Annotated in this window: 14 protein-coding genes; 9 read left to right on the top strand and 5 right to left on the bottom strand. The window is 62.1% G+C overall.

The annotated features are described in order from the left end of the window. Positions 1–244: 244 nt before the first annotated feature. The gene (locus tag BT179_RS24925) at positions 245–1,099 is read left to right on the top strand and encodes a D-hexose-6-phosphate mutarotase (RefSeq protein ID WP_072398874.1); all 855 of its coding nucleotides are present in this window, start codon (positions 245–247) and stop codon (positions 1,097–1,099) included. Positions 1,100–1,245: 146 nt separating this feature from the next. Here the strand turns inward: BT179_RS24925 and BT179_RS24920 are convergent, their stop codons facing one another. Further along, a complete protein-coding gene (locus BT179_RS24920; protein WP_172679636.1) occupies positions 1,246–2,106 on the bottom strand; it encodes a MurR/RpiR family transcriptional regulator in 861 nt (286 codons plus the stop codon). Positions 2,107–2,302: 196 nt separating this feature from the next. Between BT179_RS24920 and zwf the strand changes: the two genes are divergently transcribed. Genes zwf through BT179_RS24905 form a run of 3 tightly spaced genes read left to right on the top strand, consistent with a single transcriptional unit; the run spans position 2,303 to position 5,155 of the window. Beyond that, positions 2,303–3,772: a glucose-6-phosphate dehydrogenase gene (gene zwf / locus BT179_RS24915; protein WP_053153166.1), complete on the top strand. Its 1,470-nt coding sequence runs from the start codon at positions 2,303–2,305 to the stop codon at positions 3,770–3,772. Beyond that, positions 3,759–4,472 carry a 6-phosphogluconolactonase gene (gene pgl, locus BT179_RS24910; protein WP_072432138.1) on the top strand — a complete coding sequence of 238 codons (714 nt, stop codon included), beginning with the start codon at positions 3,759–3,761 and terminating at the stop codon, positions 4,470–4,472. Before zwf ends, pgl begins: the two co-directional genes overlap by 14 nt. A gap of 17 nt (positions 4,473–4,489) precedes the next feature. Continuing rightward, positions 4,490–5,155 (top strand): bifunctional 4-hydroxy-2-oxoglutarate aldolase/2-dehydro-3-deoxy-phosphogluconate aldolase, encoded by a 666-nt coding sequence (locus BT179_RS24905; protein ID WP_072432139.1) that lies wholly within the window; start codon positions 4,490–4,492, stop codon positions 5,153–5,155. Positions 5,156–5,300: 145 nt separating this feature from the next. Here the strand turns inward: BT179_RS24905 and BT179_RS24900 are convergent, their stop codons facing one another. Beyond that, positions 5,301–6,488 (bottom strand): aminotransferase class V-fold PLP-dependent enzyme, encoded by a 1,188-nt coding sequence (locus tag BT179_RS24900; protein ID WP_072432140.1) that lies wholly within the window; start codon positions 6,486–6,488, stop codon positions 5,301–5,303. A gap of 11 nt (positions 6,489–6,499) precedes the next feature. Then, positions 6,500–6,736, bottom strand: coding sequence for a DUF3820 family protein (locus tag BT179_RS24895; RefSeq protein WP_072398893.1), 237 nt, complete (start codon positions 6,734–6,736; stop codon positions 6,500–6,502). Between the two features lie 206 nt (positions 6,737–6,942). Between BT179_RS24895 and BT179_RS24890 the strand changes: the two genes are divergently transcribed. The 4 genes from BT179_RS24890 to BT179_RS24875 all read left to right on the top strand — a co-directional run bounded on the left by BT179_RS24890 (position 6,943) and on the right by BT179_RS24875 (position 10,707). After that, positions 6,943–7,407, top strand: coding sequence for a ferritin-like domain-containing protein (locus BT179_RS24890; protein ID WP_072398870.1), 465 nt, complete (start codon positions 6,943–6,945; stop codon positions 7,405–7,407). Between the two features lie 232 nt (positions 7,408–7,639). Beyond that, on the top strand, positions 7,640–9,640 hold the full coding sequence (locus BT179_RS24885; protein ID WP_072432141.1) for an FUSC family protein: 2,001 nt from the start codon (positions 7,640–7,642) through the stop codon (positions 9,638–9,640). Continuing rightward, positions 9,627–9,833: a DUF1656 domain-containing protein gene (locus BT179_RS24880; RefSeq protein ID WP_003198565.1), complete on the top strand. Its 207-nt coding sequence runs from the start codon at positions 9,627–9,629 to the stop codon at positions 9,831–9,833. Before BT179_RS24885 ends, BT179_RS24880 begins: the two co-directional genes overlap by 14 nt. 10 nt (positions 9,834–9,843) lie before the next feature. After that, positions 9,844–10,707, top strand: coding sequence for an efflux RND transporter periplasmic adaptor subunit (locus BT179_RS24875; RefSeq protein WP_072398868.1), 864 nt, complete (start codon positions 9,844–9,846; stop codon positions 10,705–10,707). A 75-nt stretch (positions 10,708–10,782) separates the two neighbouring features. Here the strand turns inward: BT179_RS24875 and BT179_RS24870 are convergent, their stop codons facing one another. Next, positions 10,783–11,253 (bottom strand): MaoC family dehydratase, encoded by a 471-nt coding sequence (locus BT179_RS24870; protein WP_003227420.1) that lies wholly within the window; start codon positions 11,251–11,253, stop codon positions 10,783–10,785. 57 nt (positions 11,254–11,310) lie between these two features. Then, positions 11,311–12,255, bottom strand: coding sequence for an alpha/beta hydrolase (locus BT179_RS24865; protein ID WP_072432142.1), 945 nt, complete (start codon positions 12,253–12,255; stop codon positions 11,311–11,313). A gap of 374 nt (positions 12,256–12,629) precedes the next feature. Here BT179_RS24865 and fadD2 point away from each other — a divergent pair, with 374 nt between their 5' ends. Continuing rightward, the gene (gene fadD2, locus BT179_RS24860) at positions 12,630–14,318 is read left to right on the top strand and encodes a long-chain-fatty-acid--CoA ligase FadD2 (RefSeq protein WP_072398866.1); all 1,689 of its coding nucleotides are present in this window, start codon (positions 12,630–12,632) and stop codon (positions 14,316–14,318) included. Positions 14,319–14,603: the final 285 nt, after the last annotated feature.

The raw sequence follows: 14,603 nt of genomic DNA, 5'->3' as shown, positions 1-14,603 counted from the left end.
GCGCATATTTGCGGACGGCCAAGGCTGTCCGCTTTTTTTTGCGCAGCATGGTCAACGCGCAACCTGGGTCAGGGGATTTAGCGAAACGTCGCATCGCCCGCTGGGGCGCGCAGCGGCCCTGCAACAGGCACCTCGGTATTTTGGTTGACTGCTTTGGGACTGCTCCGAGTCCAGTGGGGTAGAGGCTTTGCCACAAAAACTGTCGCATCAATTGTGAGTTCAATGATTTCCAGGATCGCGGCATATGCATGAGCATCCGCTACAACGCTTCTTCAGATCCTTGCGCGAGCGGCCGGTGTTTGCGTGGGAACGCTATCGGCAGCGCGACGTGCTGGTGATCGACCACCCGTTGTGTCAGGCGGTGTTCAGTCGCCAGGGGGCGCAATTGCTGCACTTCCAGCCGCGTGGGCAAAAGCCCTGGTTGTGGTGTGCGGCCAAGTGGCCCCATGTCGGGGCGATACGCGGAGGGGTGCCGGTGTGCTGGCCGTGGTATGGCCGTCATCCGAGCGAGAATGCCTGGCCGTCCCACGGCTGGGCGCGGTTGATCGACTGGAAACTGTTGGACAGCCGCAGTGACGACGACGGTGTGCACCTGCATTGGCAGTTACGGTTGTGTGATTGGCAAGTGGACCTGCATGCAGACCTGGGCGAACGCATGGAGCTGCGCCTGAGCACCGAGCACCAGGACAGCCTGCCTTGCCAGTTGAGCCAGGCGTTGCACGCCTATTGGCGTATTGGCGACGTGGGTGAGGTAGCGCTGTCTGGGCTCGAAGGCGCTCAAGGTTATGATCATCTGAACCGTGCGGCCTGCCGACAGGAAGGCGAGTTGCGGGTCGAGGGGGGCTGCCAGCGGGTGTTCCAGCACGGGGGAGAGTTGCAGCTCAAGGACCATGCCTGGCAGCGTGAGCTGTGCATCGATACCGGCGACAGCGCCGATACCGTGGTGTGGCATCCCGGCGCCCGACCGTTGCTGGGGGTGAGCTGGGACGAGGTCAATGAGTTCGTCTGCGTCGAAGCAGCCAGTGGCGGCACCGACAGCCTGTGCCTGGCGCCGGGGGAGCGGGCGCATTTGAGTTTGCAGGCTTGGGTGGGGGCTTGATGCAGGGGGCAGGGTGGTGGGTGAGGCTGCTGGCCCCATGGCGAGCAAGCTCGCTCCCACACTGGACCTTCACATTCACAAGACCCTGGTGGGAGCGAGCTTGCTCGCGATGACGGCCTGTCAGGCAGTAAGGCTCTCAGGCTCGGTCAGTTGAACTCATCCCCCACCGGATACCGGCTGGCATTCAGGCTTTCCTTGATCTTGCGCAGATGCGGCTGGAAATCCACGCCCCGGCGCAGAGTCATGCCCGTGGCGAGCACGTCCAGCACGGTGAGCTGGATGATCCGCGAGGTCATCGGCATGTAGATGTCGGTGTCTTCGGGCAGCGGGATGTTCAGGCTCAGGGTGCTGGCCTTGGCCAGGGGCGAGTTCTCGGCGGTCAGGCCCAGCACCGATGCGCCGTTTTCCCGGGCGATGCGGGCGACTTCCACCAGTTCGCGGGTGCGACCAGTGTAGGAAATGATCACGAACAGCTCGCCGGTGTGGGCTACTGAAGCGATCATGCGCTGCATCAGCACATCGGCATGGGCGGTGACCGCCAGGTTGAAGCGGAAAAACTTGTGCTGGGCGTCCAGTGCCACCGGGGCCGATGCGCCGAGGCCGAAGAAGTGGATCTGCCGGGCCTGGATCAGCAGGTCCACGGCCCGGCTGATCAAATTTGGATCGAGTGCCTGGCAGGCGCTGTCCAAGGAGGCGATGGCACTGCCAAAGATCTTCTGGGTATAGGCTTGCGGATTGTCGTCGGCCTCTACCGCACGGCTGACGTATGCGGCGCCGCTGGCCAGGCTCTGGGCCAGTTGCAGCTTCAGTTCAGGGTAGCCACTGACGCCGAATGAACGGCAGAAGCGGTTGACGGTTGGTTCGCTGACCGACGCGGCCTGGGCGAGGGCGGCGATGCTGAAACGGGTGGCCTGCTGTGGGTTGAGCAGGATCACCTCGGCCACCTTGCGCTCAGCCTTGTTGAGGTCTTCAAGGCGACTCTGGATCTGCTCCAGTAGATTTCGCACGCGGTCCATAAAAGATTCCTAGAAAGACGGGTCTTTGAAACGACCCTTTGCGGTGGCCTATCCTACTGTTGGCTCCGACGGACCACCACTCGGAATCGATATTTTCGGAAAATGTTGTGGTTATTACTACATTTTTCCTTGAGTGATGCCTTGAAAAAAGGTATTTGTAGCCTAACTTGATAAAAGAACAAACATCATGCCTCCGATTACGGTTGAACCGTGCACCTTTGCCTTGTTCGGCGCGCTGGGCGATCTGGCCTTGCGCAAGCTGTTTCCTGCCCTTTATCAACTCGATGCGGCGGGCCTGCTGCACGAGGACACGCGCATCCTCGCCCTGGCGCGTGAGCCGGGCAGCGAGCAGCAGCACCTGGCATTCATCGGCACCGAACTGCGCCGCTATGTGGGCGACAAGGACCTGAGCGAAACCGTCGTCGAGCGCTTCATGGCTCGTTTGACCTACCTGCATGTGGATTTCCTCAAGGCCGACGATTACGTCGCCTTGGCCGAGCAGGCCGGTTCCGCCCAACAGGTCATCGCCTATTTCGCCACGCCGGCAGCAGTGTACGGCGCCATCTGCGAGAACCTGGCGAAGGTCGGCCTGAGCGAGAACACCCGCGTCGTGCTGGAGAAACCCATCGGCTCGGACCTGGAATCGTCGCGCAAGGTAAACGACGCCGTGGCGCAGTTCTTCCCCGAGAACCGCACCTATCGCATCGACCACTACCTGGGCAAGGAGACGGTACAGAACCTGATCGCGCTGCGTTTCGCCAACAGCCTGTTCGAAACCCAGTGGAACCAGAACTACATCTCCCACGTGGAAATCACCGTGGCCGAGAAGGTCGGCATCGAGGGCCGCTGGGGTTATTTCGACAAGGCCGGCCAACTGCGGGACATGATCCAGAACCACCTGCTCCAGTTGTTGTGCCTGATTGCCATGGACCCGCCGGCCGACCTGTCCGCCGACAGTATCCGCGACGAGAAGGTCAAGGTGCTCAAGGCCCTGGCGCCGATCAGCCCGGAAGGCCTGACCACCCAGGTGGTGCGTGGCCAGTACATCGCCGGCCACAGCGAGGGCAAGGCGGTGCCCGGTTATCTGGAAGAACCCAATTCCAATACCCAGAGCGATACCGAAACCTTCGTCGCCCTGCGCGCCGACATTCGCAACTGGCGCTGGGCCGGGGTTCCGTTCTACCTGCGTACCGGCAAGCGCATGCCGCAGAAGCTGTCGCAGATCGTCATCCACTTCAAGGAACCGTCCCACTACATCTTCGCCCCCGAGCAGCGCTTGCAGATCAGCAACAAGCTGATCATCCGCCTGCAGCCGGACGAAGGAATTTCCCTGCGAGTGATGACCAAGGAGCAGGGCCTGGACAAGGGCATGCAACTGCGCAGCGGCCCGCTGCAACTCAACTTTTCCGACACCTGGCGCAGCGCACGGATACCCGATGCCTACGAACGGTTGTTACTGGAAGTCATGAACGGCAATCAGAACCTGTTTGTCCGTAAAGATGAAATCGAAGCCGCGTGGACGTGGTGTGACCAGTTGATTGCCGGATGGAAGAAGTCCGGTGATGCGCCCAAGCCGTATGCAGCCGGCTCCTGGGGACCGATGAGCTCCATCGCACTGATCACGCGGGATGGGAGGTCGTGGTATGGCGATATCTGAAGTGAAACTGCCTGAGGGCGTCAGCGCCCTGGAATTCAAGAGCCCGGTGCTGCTGGCCGAGGAGCTGGCGCTGAAGGTGGCCGGGCAACTGCGCGCCGCGATCGATGCCCGTGGCCTGGCGGTGTTGGTGGTCTCCGGCGGACGCAGTCCGGTGGCGTTCTTCCAGAGCCTGGCCAAACAGGACCTGGACTGGTCGAAGGTGGTGGTGAGCCTGGCCGACGAGCGTTGGGTGCCGACCGAACATGCCGACAGCAATGCCGGTTTGCTCAAGCGTTACCTGTTGCAGGGGGCCGCGGCCAAGGCCCGGTTCCTGAGCCTCTACAGTGCCAGTGCCAACCTGGAGGCCGCTGCCGAACAGGCGGATCGCCTGCTGGCCGAGTTGCCGCCCATCGACGTGCTGGTATTGGGCATGGGAGATGACGGGCACACCGCTTCCCTGTTCCCCGACAGCCCGAACCTGGCCGAAGCCCTGGACAGCGAAGGATCCCGTCGTTGCTGGCCGATGCTGGCGCCGACAGTGCCGCGCCAGCGCCTGACCATGAGCCGCGCGCTGCTGGCTTCGGCGCAGCACAAGATACTGTCGATTTCCGGTCAATCGAAGTTGACCACCCTGAACGCCGCGGTGGCCGGCGGCGATGTCGCCGAAATGCCGATCCGCGCGTTTCTGCAACCTACGTTAGAGATTTACTGGTGCCCATGAACCAAGGATCAGCCGCTATGAAAAACCCATCCCCGACCGTTTCCATGGCGGACAAAGTTACCCTGATCGACAACCTCTGTGCCAAGGCGCGGATCCTGCCGGTCATCACCATCGCCCGTGAGCAGGACATCCTGCCGCTGGCCGATGCGTTGGCCGCCGGTGGCCTGACGGCGCTGGAGGTGACCTTGCGTTCCCAGTACGGCCTCAAGGCCATCCAGGTGCTGCGCGAGCAGCGGCCGGAGCTGGTGACCGGTGCTGGCACCGTGCTCGATCGCCACATGCTGGCGGCTGCCGAAGCGGCCGGCTCGCAGTTCATCGTGACCCCGGGCATCACCCGCGATCTGCTCGAAGCCAGCGTCCAGAGCCCGATTCCGTTGCTGCCGGGCATCAGCAACGCCTCCGGCATCATGGAAGGCTACAGCCTGGGCTACCGCCGCTTCAAATTGTTCCCGGCGGAAGTCAGCGGCGGTGTCGCGGCCCTCAAGGCGCTGGGCGGTCCGTTTGGCGAAGTGAAATTCTGCCCTACCGGCGGCGTAGGGCCGGCCAATATCAAGAGCTACATGGCGTTGAAAAACGTGATGTGCGTGGGCGGCAGCTGGATGCTCGATCCGGAGTGGATCAAGAACGGCGACTGGGCCCGCATCCAGGAATGCACTGCCGAGGCATTGGCGCTGCTGTATTGAATCTGACCTGATTTCGTTGGGTGTTCTACGGCTTTACGGTGCGCTTGGTCGGCGCACCGTTTTTTTTCGCCCGAACTCTCTGACCAGGCACAGTCTTCTGTGGCAAGGGGATCAGTCTCCTCGCCACAAAAGACGGCGCGAGTCGTTAAATAGGGTTCAGCTCGATCAAGGCCTGGGTCAACCGCTCGATGTCGCTCGCCAGCGTGATCAGGCCAGGAGTGATGCGGATGCAGGGGCCGACGCTGGTGTTGCGCACCACGGTGAAGATCCCGTAGTCGTTGAGCAGTCGATCGGCCATCGCCTGTTGGTCTGCCCGGGCGGTAAAGCGCATCGAGGTGATGCCGCAGTAGAGGCGTCGGTCATCCGGAGTCATGACTTCGATACCCGGTAGATCGCGCACGGCATTCACCCACAGGTTGCGCAGGTAACCGAGCCGCGCGCCCTTGGCCAGGGCTCCGCCCAGGGCATAGTGCTCTTCGAACACCAGGGGCAGGGTCATCAGGGCCGGGATGTTGGGCGTGCTGTGCGGGGTACGGGCACGGATGTCGGTCGCCGGGTGGCTTTCATCGTCCATGTCCGGGTCGATATCGGCCAGCCGATGTGGGGCAATGTACAGGAAGCCCAAGGCCAGGGGCGCGCCGATCCATTTCTGCAGATTGAATCCGGCGAAGTGGATGCCCAGCTTCTTGATATCGAAATCGATCTGGCCCAAGGCATGGGCGCCGTCGAGAATGACGTCGACGTCGAACTCCCGGGCCGCCTCGGCGATTGCCTGGACCGGCATCACCAGCCCGGTCAGGTGGTTCACGTAGGTCAGCGTCATCAGCTTCAGGCGCGGGTAGCGGATGAACGCTTCGCGATAGGTTCCCACCAGGCTCTCGAAACTGGCGGGATGCTGGTGCACCAGTTCGATGACCTCCACGCCACGCTGGCGAGCCAGCCAGCGCATGGCGCTCTTGACCGATGGATATTCCAGGTCGCAGATCAGGATCTGGTCGCCCGGCACCAGTCGGTTGTAGTTGCGTATCAACGATTGCAGGGCATCCACTGCGCTGCGGGTCAGCGCCACGGTTTGCGGGGCGACGTCGATCAGCTCCGCCACCTGGCGGCGTATCGCATCGCCATGTTCCTGGTCGAAATACTGCCGCACATAGAGCGAGTTGCTGCGGTTGATGAATTCGATATTGCGCTGGTACTCCTCCACCACGGTTCGCGACATGCGACCGAAGTAGCCGTTCTCCAGGTTCAGCGGCCCGTTGGGGTCGACATCGTAGCGGCCGACAAAGGTCTGCCAGAATGCTTCATCGTGGGCGCGTAGCGTGTTCTCGGGCATGGCGGGCTCTTTCAGGGGCGGGGCTTGGGCTTGCCGTGTTTGATGCGCAACGGATCGAGCAAGTCCGACAGACCGTTGTGATCGATCTCCTGCATCAGCGCCAGCAAGGCACCCAATTCACCGTGGGGAAAACCTTCCCGGGCGAACCAGTTCAGGTATTGGCCAGGCAGGTCAGCCAGGATTCGACCCTTGTATTTTCCGTAGGGCATCTGGCGCGTGACCAGCAGTTCCAGGTTTTGCGGATTCATGGCAGTCGTCTTGATTCGGGCAGGTTTGAAAATACAGGCATTCTGCATGCAGGCCAAATGACAGATCATGCAAATAACGCGGATACAGATTTGAGGGTTTTTGCTAAACAATTGATTTTAAATGGAAATTTCTTTGGTTTAGGGCTGGCATGGCCGATGCAACAGTCCTTGCAGGTTTTTTATTAACCAAGCAAAGGAATTGAAAAATGACTGACATGAACAAAGAAGCCATCTCCGTCCTGAATGACCTGATCCAGACCAGCAAGGACGGTCAGGAAGGCTTCAAGACCTGCGCTGAAGACATCAAGCACCCGCAACTCAAGGCCCTGTTCGTCCAGCGCGCCGCCGATTGCGCCACTGCCGCGACCGAGCTGCAAGCGGCCGTTCGTTCCCTGGGCGGCGACCCGGAAACTTCCACCAGCGTGGCCGGTGACTTGCACCGCCGTTGGGTGGACGTGAAATCCATGTTCACCGGCAAGGACGAAGAGGCCGTGCTCAACGAAGCCGAACGCGGCGAAGACCATGCCCTCAAGGCCTACAGGGAAGCCATGGAGAAGATCAACAAGCATAACCTGGTGGGCATCCGCGATCTGGTGGAGCGTCAGTACCACGGTGTGCAACGCAACCATGACCAGGTCAAGGCGCTGCGTAACCAGGCGAAAGCCAGCTAAGTCCGCGCCCTGATAAAAAAACGCCAGCTTGCCTGGCGTTTTTTTATGGCGGGTACGACCGCCAACGGTTTGGCGAAGCGCGTCCCGGGGTTTTGGGAACCGTCGTGTAACGGTGTGTTGTCCAATATCGAGTCAATAGCCTATGGACTGATATAGGTAGCTAGCTAATAATTACGCCTGCTGTCTTCCATCCTTGCACTATTGTTATCGCAAACCCTGAAGAGTTTCCTGCGTGCCCATTACCCTACAGGCCTTGTTCGCCCCGGACCGTCTCGCTCTGCAGTTCGCCATCAAAACCGTATTGGGCGGCGGACTGGCGCTATGGCTGGCGTTGCGCTGGGGCCTGGAACAGCCTTCGTGGGCCTTGATGACTGCGTTCATCGTGGCGCAGCCGTTGTCCGGGATGGTGGTGCAGAAGGGCCTGGCACGGCTGCTCGGGACCTTGGTGGGCACCGCGATGTCGGTGGTGTTCATGGGCCTGTTCGCCCAGGCCCCCTGGCTGTTCCTGCTGGCGCTCGCGTTATGGCTGGGCCTGTGCACGGCCTGTTCGACGCTGCTGCGCAGCGCCTGGTCTTATTCGTTCGTGCTGGCCGGTTATACGGTCGCGATCATCGCCTTGCCCGCCATCTCCCATCCGCTGACGGTGTTCGACCAGGCCGTGGCGCGCTGTACCGAGATCAGCCTGGGCATTGTCTGTGCCACGGCCACCAGTGCGTTGCTCTGGCCGCTGCGGGTCGAGCAGCAACTGGCGGTCCAGGCCCGTACCGCCTGGCAGAGTGGCATGCAGGCGGCACGGGCCACCTTGGCCGGTGACGCCCAGGCGCGAAAAGGCTTGCTGGAGATCCTCGGCAAGATCGTCGCGGTGGATGCCCAGCGTGAGCACGCCTGGTTCGAAGGTCGCCTTGGCCGTCAGCGGGCCCGGGCCATCAGCGGCTTGAGCCAGAAATTGCTGATGCTGCTGCGCATGTCCCGTTCGGTGCGCCGGCAGTGGAAGCAGCTCGAGCCGCAGGAGGCCGAGGCCCTGCAGCCCTGGATGAATGAAGTGCGCCAAGCCCTCGATGCCGACAGCTCGACGTTGCGGGCGTTGCGGCCGCGGGTCATGGATGCCTCGAATGATCCGGGCATCAGTCCGGCGCAGAGCTATTGCCTGGCCCGTTTCGCCCTGCTGCTGGACACCGCCCAGGCCGCTTGCGCCGCGCTGAAGGCGGTAGAGGAGGGCAGGGAGGCGGCCGATCCACCGCGAACCCTCGCACCCCATCGCGACCTGTCCCTGGCCATGGTATTCGGGGCCCGCAGTGCCCTGGCGTTCCTGACGGTCGCCAGTTTCTGGCTGGCGACCGCCTGGCCGGCCGCATCCGGCGCACTCTTGCTCACTTGCGTGGTTTGCAGCCTGTTCGCCAGTCGCGAAAACGGCGCGCAGATCGGCATGAGTTTCCTGCGGGGAATCCTGCTGGCCGTGCCGACGGCCTTCGTGATCGGCGAGATCCTGCTGCCGCAATGGAGCAGTTTCGCCATGCTCTGCCTGGCCATGGGCGTTCCGCTGTTCCTGGGGGCGCTGGGCATGGCCAAGCCACCGATATTCGCCACGGCCACCTCGTTCTGCCTGCACTTTATCGTGCTGGTGTCGCCGCTCAACGCCATGAAGTACGACGTGGCGGCGTTCTTCAACAGTGCCCAGGCGATGATGATCGGCGTGGGCGCCGCGGTGTTGGCCTTCAAGCTGCTGATCCTGCGTGACCCGGCCTGGCATAGCCGGCGCTTGCTGGCGGCGACCCTGGACGATCTGGTGCGCCTGACCCACCGCAACCTGCGTGGTGCCGAGAGCTGGTTTGGCGGGCGCATGGCCGATCGACTGTTGCAACTGGCCAGGCATTATCCGGAATTGCCGGTGCCGGCGCGCAGCCGCTGGGACGACGGCCTGCTGGGCCTGGACATCGGCGATGAGCTGCTGCATCTGCGATTGAGCCTGGCGGTGGCCCAGATCCCGGACAATCTGGCGCAGACCCGTTACTTGGACGCACTCGGGCAGGTACTTGAGCGCGGCCCGTCCGGTGATCTGGCCGAAGCGCTGGCACCAGCGAGCGCCGAGTTCCTGCAAGCGCTGGCGAGCCAACCGCCTGGTGATGCGTTGAAGCTGGCCCAAGGGGCGGTGGTGCAACTTCAAAACAGCTGGCGCGCCTGGTGCCGCCAGCACGAATCCCAAAGCCAGGAGCACAGCCATGGGCTTGCGTGAGTGGTCGATCGGCGGGGTGTTGCTCAGCCCGTTCCTGATTTATGTGGTGCTGGCGCTGCTGGTGACCGGTGCGTTGCGCCTGTTGCTCAGCCTCGTGCCGGCCGGGCGCTGGATCTGGCATGAGGCGCTGTTCGACTGCGCCTTGTATGTCTGCGTCCTGACTGTCATTACTGTGGTCCTCGGGCCGTTATAAGGAGTTGAACATGCGGACCTCCGTACGAGTCGCCGTCACGTTGAGCGTGGTGGCGGTGGCGATCTTCGCCGGGTTTCACCTGTGGCAGTACTACATGCTCACGCCCTGGACCCGGGATGCGCGAATCCGTGCCGACGTGGTGGTGATCGCCCCCGACGTGTCCGGCTGGGTGCGCGAACTCAAGGCTGTGGATAACCAGCAGGTCAAGGCTGGCGACCTGCTGTTGAGCATCGACCGCGAGCGGTTCGAGGCTGCGGTGGAGAAGGCCCGGGCCGTGGTCCAGACCCGCCAGCAGCAATTGAACCTGCGCGAACACGAAGCCAGTCGTCGCGCGGCCCTGGGGCCACAGGCCATCAGTGCCGAACTGCGTGAAAATGCCCAGATCAACGCAGGCATCGCCCGGGGCGAGCTGCGTGAGGCCCAGGCCGAAGCCAAGGTCGCCGAACTCAACCTGGCCCGCAGCCAGGTCCTGGCGCCTCGCAGCGGCCATATCACCAACCTGCGGCTGGCCGAAGGCAACTATGTGAACGCCGGGCAGCCGGTCATGGCGCTGATCGACGACTCGACGTTCTATGTGCAGGCCTATTTCGAGGAAACCAAATTGCCGAGGATTCGCGTGGGCGATCCGGTCAAGGTCTGGCTGATGAGCGCAGGCCATGCGCTGGAAGGCCACGTGGAAAGCATCAGTCGCGGCATCACCGACCGCAATACCAATCCGGACACACAACTGCTGGCGGAGGTCGAGCCGACCTTCAACTGGGTGCGACTGGCCCAGCGGATTCCGGTGCGGATCAAGCTGGACAAGGTCCCGGAAGGCGTGACACTGAGCGCCGGGATGACGGCGAGCGTGCAGGTGCGCGAAGACCAGCCATAGCTCATCGCACAACGGTCATTTGTGGCGAGGAGACAAATCCCCTCGCCACCTGTCATTCGCTTTGGGTCGTGGTAATCAACCGATGCTGATCGCCGGCAATGTCGGCAGCGTCACGGTCTGTTGCTTGCGCGGCGCGAGGATCTCGGCCTCGCCGTCCACCACCAGTTCGTCGCGCTGGTTGAACACGCGAGTGGCGATGCGCACGCGGAATTTCGGCAGCTTTTCCAGGATTTCCAGGCGCACGGTCAAGGTGTCGCCGATTTTCACCGGCTTCTGGAAGCTCATCTGCTGGCCGATGTAAATAGTGCCTGGCCCTGGCAACTCGCACGCCACCGCCGCGCTGATCAATGCCCCGCTGAACATGCCATGGGCAATGCGCTCCTTGAACATGCTCGCTGCCGCGAACTCGGCGTCCAGGTGCACCGGGTTGTGATCGCCCGACATCGCAGCGAACAGCTGGATGTCACGCTCCTCGACGGTCTTGCTGTAGCTGGCGGTCTGGCCCACTTCGAGGGCTTCGTAAGGAATGTTGGTAACCTGGGTCATCTGTCTGAAATCCTGAGATGGGTAAAAAGAAACACAGCCTACAGGCTGTATGAAAAACTATTCGCTTCGTTGCGGGCGTTTATGACTCAGCGCCTGGGCAACCCAGGCCAGCACATCGGCCGTCACTTCATCGCGGTTGGTTTCGTTGAACAATTCGTGCCGGGCCTGGGGGTAGATCTTCAATTGCAGGTTCCGGCTGCCGGCGTCGCGCAGGGCATCGGCCAGATCCTTCAGACGCTTGCCTTCGCTCACCGGATCACATTCGCCGCCCATTATCAGCAGTGGCAGGCCCGGATCGATCTGGGCGAGATTGGACGCCTTGCTGATCTGCTGCAGCCCGCCGAGCAGATCCACCCACAATTGGTTGGTGCAGCGAAAGCCGCACAACGGGTCCTGGATGTATTTGTCCACCTCGCTCGGATCCCGGCTGAGCCAGTCGAAAGGGGTGCGGGCCGGCTTGAATTTCTTGTTGAAACTGCCGAACGACAGCCATTCGATCAGGGCGCTGCGCCCGGCCGCCCCCTGGCGCCAGCGTTCGAAACGGGCGATCTGGCGGGCGGCGCGGTAAAGCGCCACGGGTTGGAAGTTGGAACCGCTGAGGATCGCGCCATGCAGGCTCGCGCTGTGATGCAGCAGATAGGCCTGGGCAATATAGCTGCCCATGCTGTGGCCGAGCAGCAGTAGGGGGGTGTCGGGGTGCTGCTGGCCGATGTGCTGGTTGAGACTGGCCAGGTCGCCGACCACTTTGGCCCAGCCATCCTGGTCGGCGTAATGACCCAGGATCCCGCCCTCCGCGGTGCGCCCGTGGCCACGCAGGTCCGGTGCGTACACGCCATAGCCTTCGTTGCACAGGGCCTGGGCCAGGCGTGCATAGCGACCGCTGTGCTCGGCCATGCCGTGGGCCACCATGACCACCGCCCGGGGTGCGCCTTCGGGCAGCCACTGGTTGACGAACAGGTGGCTATGGTCAGTCGCGGGCAGCCAGAACGTTTGGTGGATCATGGCGCTTCCTTTACACGAGGGGTCATACACAGGGACATGCACTGAATCACACAGGCGTCGCTGCATTGTATAGCGCATCCGTTGCGTCTCGCCTGATCAGTGTCCACGCTCAGGCTCTGTGTGGCCCGTCCTGTCAGTCAACTTCGGATGCCTGGCCACCTCCACATCCCGCGTTGCCTTGGCCAAGGGCGTCCGGCATCCGAATTTGAACTGACGACTAACCACACAAACCACGAGGCAGGAAGATTCACACAATCTATGACGCAAGTTGCCATATTTGCCTGATTGGCCATAGCTGCTAGTGTCCCAAGAGCTCCGCTTCGCCCGATAGGCAAGCGGCCCCGGGATAGGTTCAGGTAAAGAGGACAAAAACAATGCAGCCTGATTTCTGGAATGACAAGCGCCCGGCCGGCGTGCCCTCGGACATCGACCTGGGGGCCTACAAATCGGTCATCGAGGTGTTCGAGCGTTCCTGCAAGAAGTTCGCCGACCGTCCGGCGTTCAGCAACATGGGCGTGACCCTGACCTATGCCGAGCTGGAGCGCTACAGTGCGGCGTTCGCCGGCTACCTGCAGGCCCACACCGACCTGGCCCCAGGCGATCGTATCGCGGTGCAGATGCCCAACGTCCTGCAATATCCGATCGCTGTGTTCGGCGCCTTGCGCGCCGGGCTGATCGTGGTCAACACCAACCCGCTGTACACCCCGCGGGAAATGCGTCACCAGTTCAAGGATTCCGGTGCCCGGGCGCTGGTGTATATGAACCTGTTCGGCCAGAAGGTCCAGGAGGTGCTGCCCGACACCGACCTGCAATACCTGATCGAGGCGAAGATGGGCGACCTGATGCCCGCCGCCAAGGGGTGGCTGGTCAATACCGTGGTGAGCAAGGTCAAGAAGATGGTGCCGGCCTATTCGCTGCCCCAGGCCATTTCCTTCAAGAGCGCCTTGCGCCTGGGGCGCGGCCAGGGCATCAGGCCGCTGAAGGTCAGCCTCGATGACATCGCGGTGCTGCAATACACCGGCGGTACGACCGGGCTGGCGAAAGGCGCGATGCTGACCCACGGCAACCTGGTGGCCAACATGCAACAGGCGCGGGCGTGCCTGGGGCAGTTCGGCGACGATGGCCATCCGCTGCTGCGCGAAGGTCAGGAGGTAATGATCGCGCCATTGCCGCTGTACCACATCTATGCCTTCACCGCGAATTGCATGTGCATGATGGTCACCGGCAACCACAACGTGCTGATCACCAATCCACGGGACATCGGCGGCTTCATCAAGGAACTGAAGAACTGGCGTTTCTCGGCATTGCTGGGGCTCAACACCCTGTTCGTGGCGCTGATGGACCACCCGGATTTCAAGAGCCTGGATTTCTCCAGCCTCAAGCTCACCAATTCCGGCGGCACCGCCCTGGTCAAGGCCACCGCCGAGCGCTGGGAACAGCTGACCGGCTGCCGTATCACCGAAGGCTATGGCCTGACCGAAACCTCTCCCGTGGCCTGCACCAACCCCTATGGCTCCAAATCCCGCCTGGGTACGGTAGGGTTGCCAGTGCCCGGCACCCTCATGAAGGTCATCAGCGACGAGGGTGTCGAACAACCCCTGGGCGAACGCGGCGAGCTGTGCATCAAGGGCCCGCAGATCATGAAGGGCTACTGGAACAAACCCGAGGCCACCGCCGAGGTGCTGGACGACGAAGGCTGGTTCAAGTCCGGCGACATTGCGGTCATCGACCCGGACGGCTTCGTGCGTATCGTCGATCGCAAGAAGGACATGATCATCGTCTCGGGTTTCAACGTATACCCCAACGAAATCGAAGACGTGGTGATGGCCCACCCGAAGGTCGCCAGCTGCGCGGTCATCGGCGTGCCGGACGAGCGCTCGGGGGAGGCGGTGAAGCTGTTCGTGGTGGCTCGGGAGGCGGGCGTGAGCCTCGAAGAACTCAAGGCCTACTGCAAGGAGAACTTCACCGGCTACAAGATTCCCAAGCACATCGTGCTACGGGATTCGTTGCCGATGACGCCGGTGGGCAAGATCCTGCGGCGCGAGCTACGCGATATCGCCTGACGCCTGCAAAGATCGTCCGGTAGAAACAACTGGTGGGAGCGAACGTGCTCGCAAAGGCGGTGGATCGGTCAGCCCGAGGGTGGCGGGTCCATTGCTTTCGCGAGCAAGGCCGCTCCCACGGTTTCTTATGTTCAGATCGATTCGATGGTGCTTAGAATTTTTACTCTAAAAGTGACCATTGAATATTCTTGAGTCGGATTAATGACTGATTGGGCCTATTTTGGCTCTGGTCGGCCCTTGGCAAAGCTGCTACTCTCGGCGCGCTTTTGTGACTTCTCGGCCTTG

Origin of the sequence: Pseudomonas sp. NFACC43, assembly GCF_900119645.1 — a bacterium.
Classification (GTDB): Bacteria; Pseudomonadota; Gammaproteobacteria; order Pseudomonadales; family Pseudomonadaceae; genus Aquipseudomonas.
This window is presented reverse-complemented; position numbering and strand designations above follow the sequence as displayed.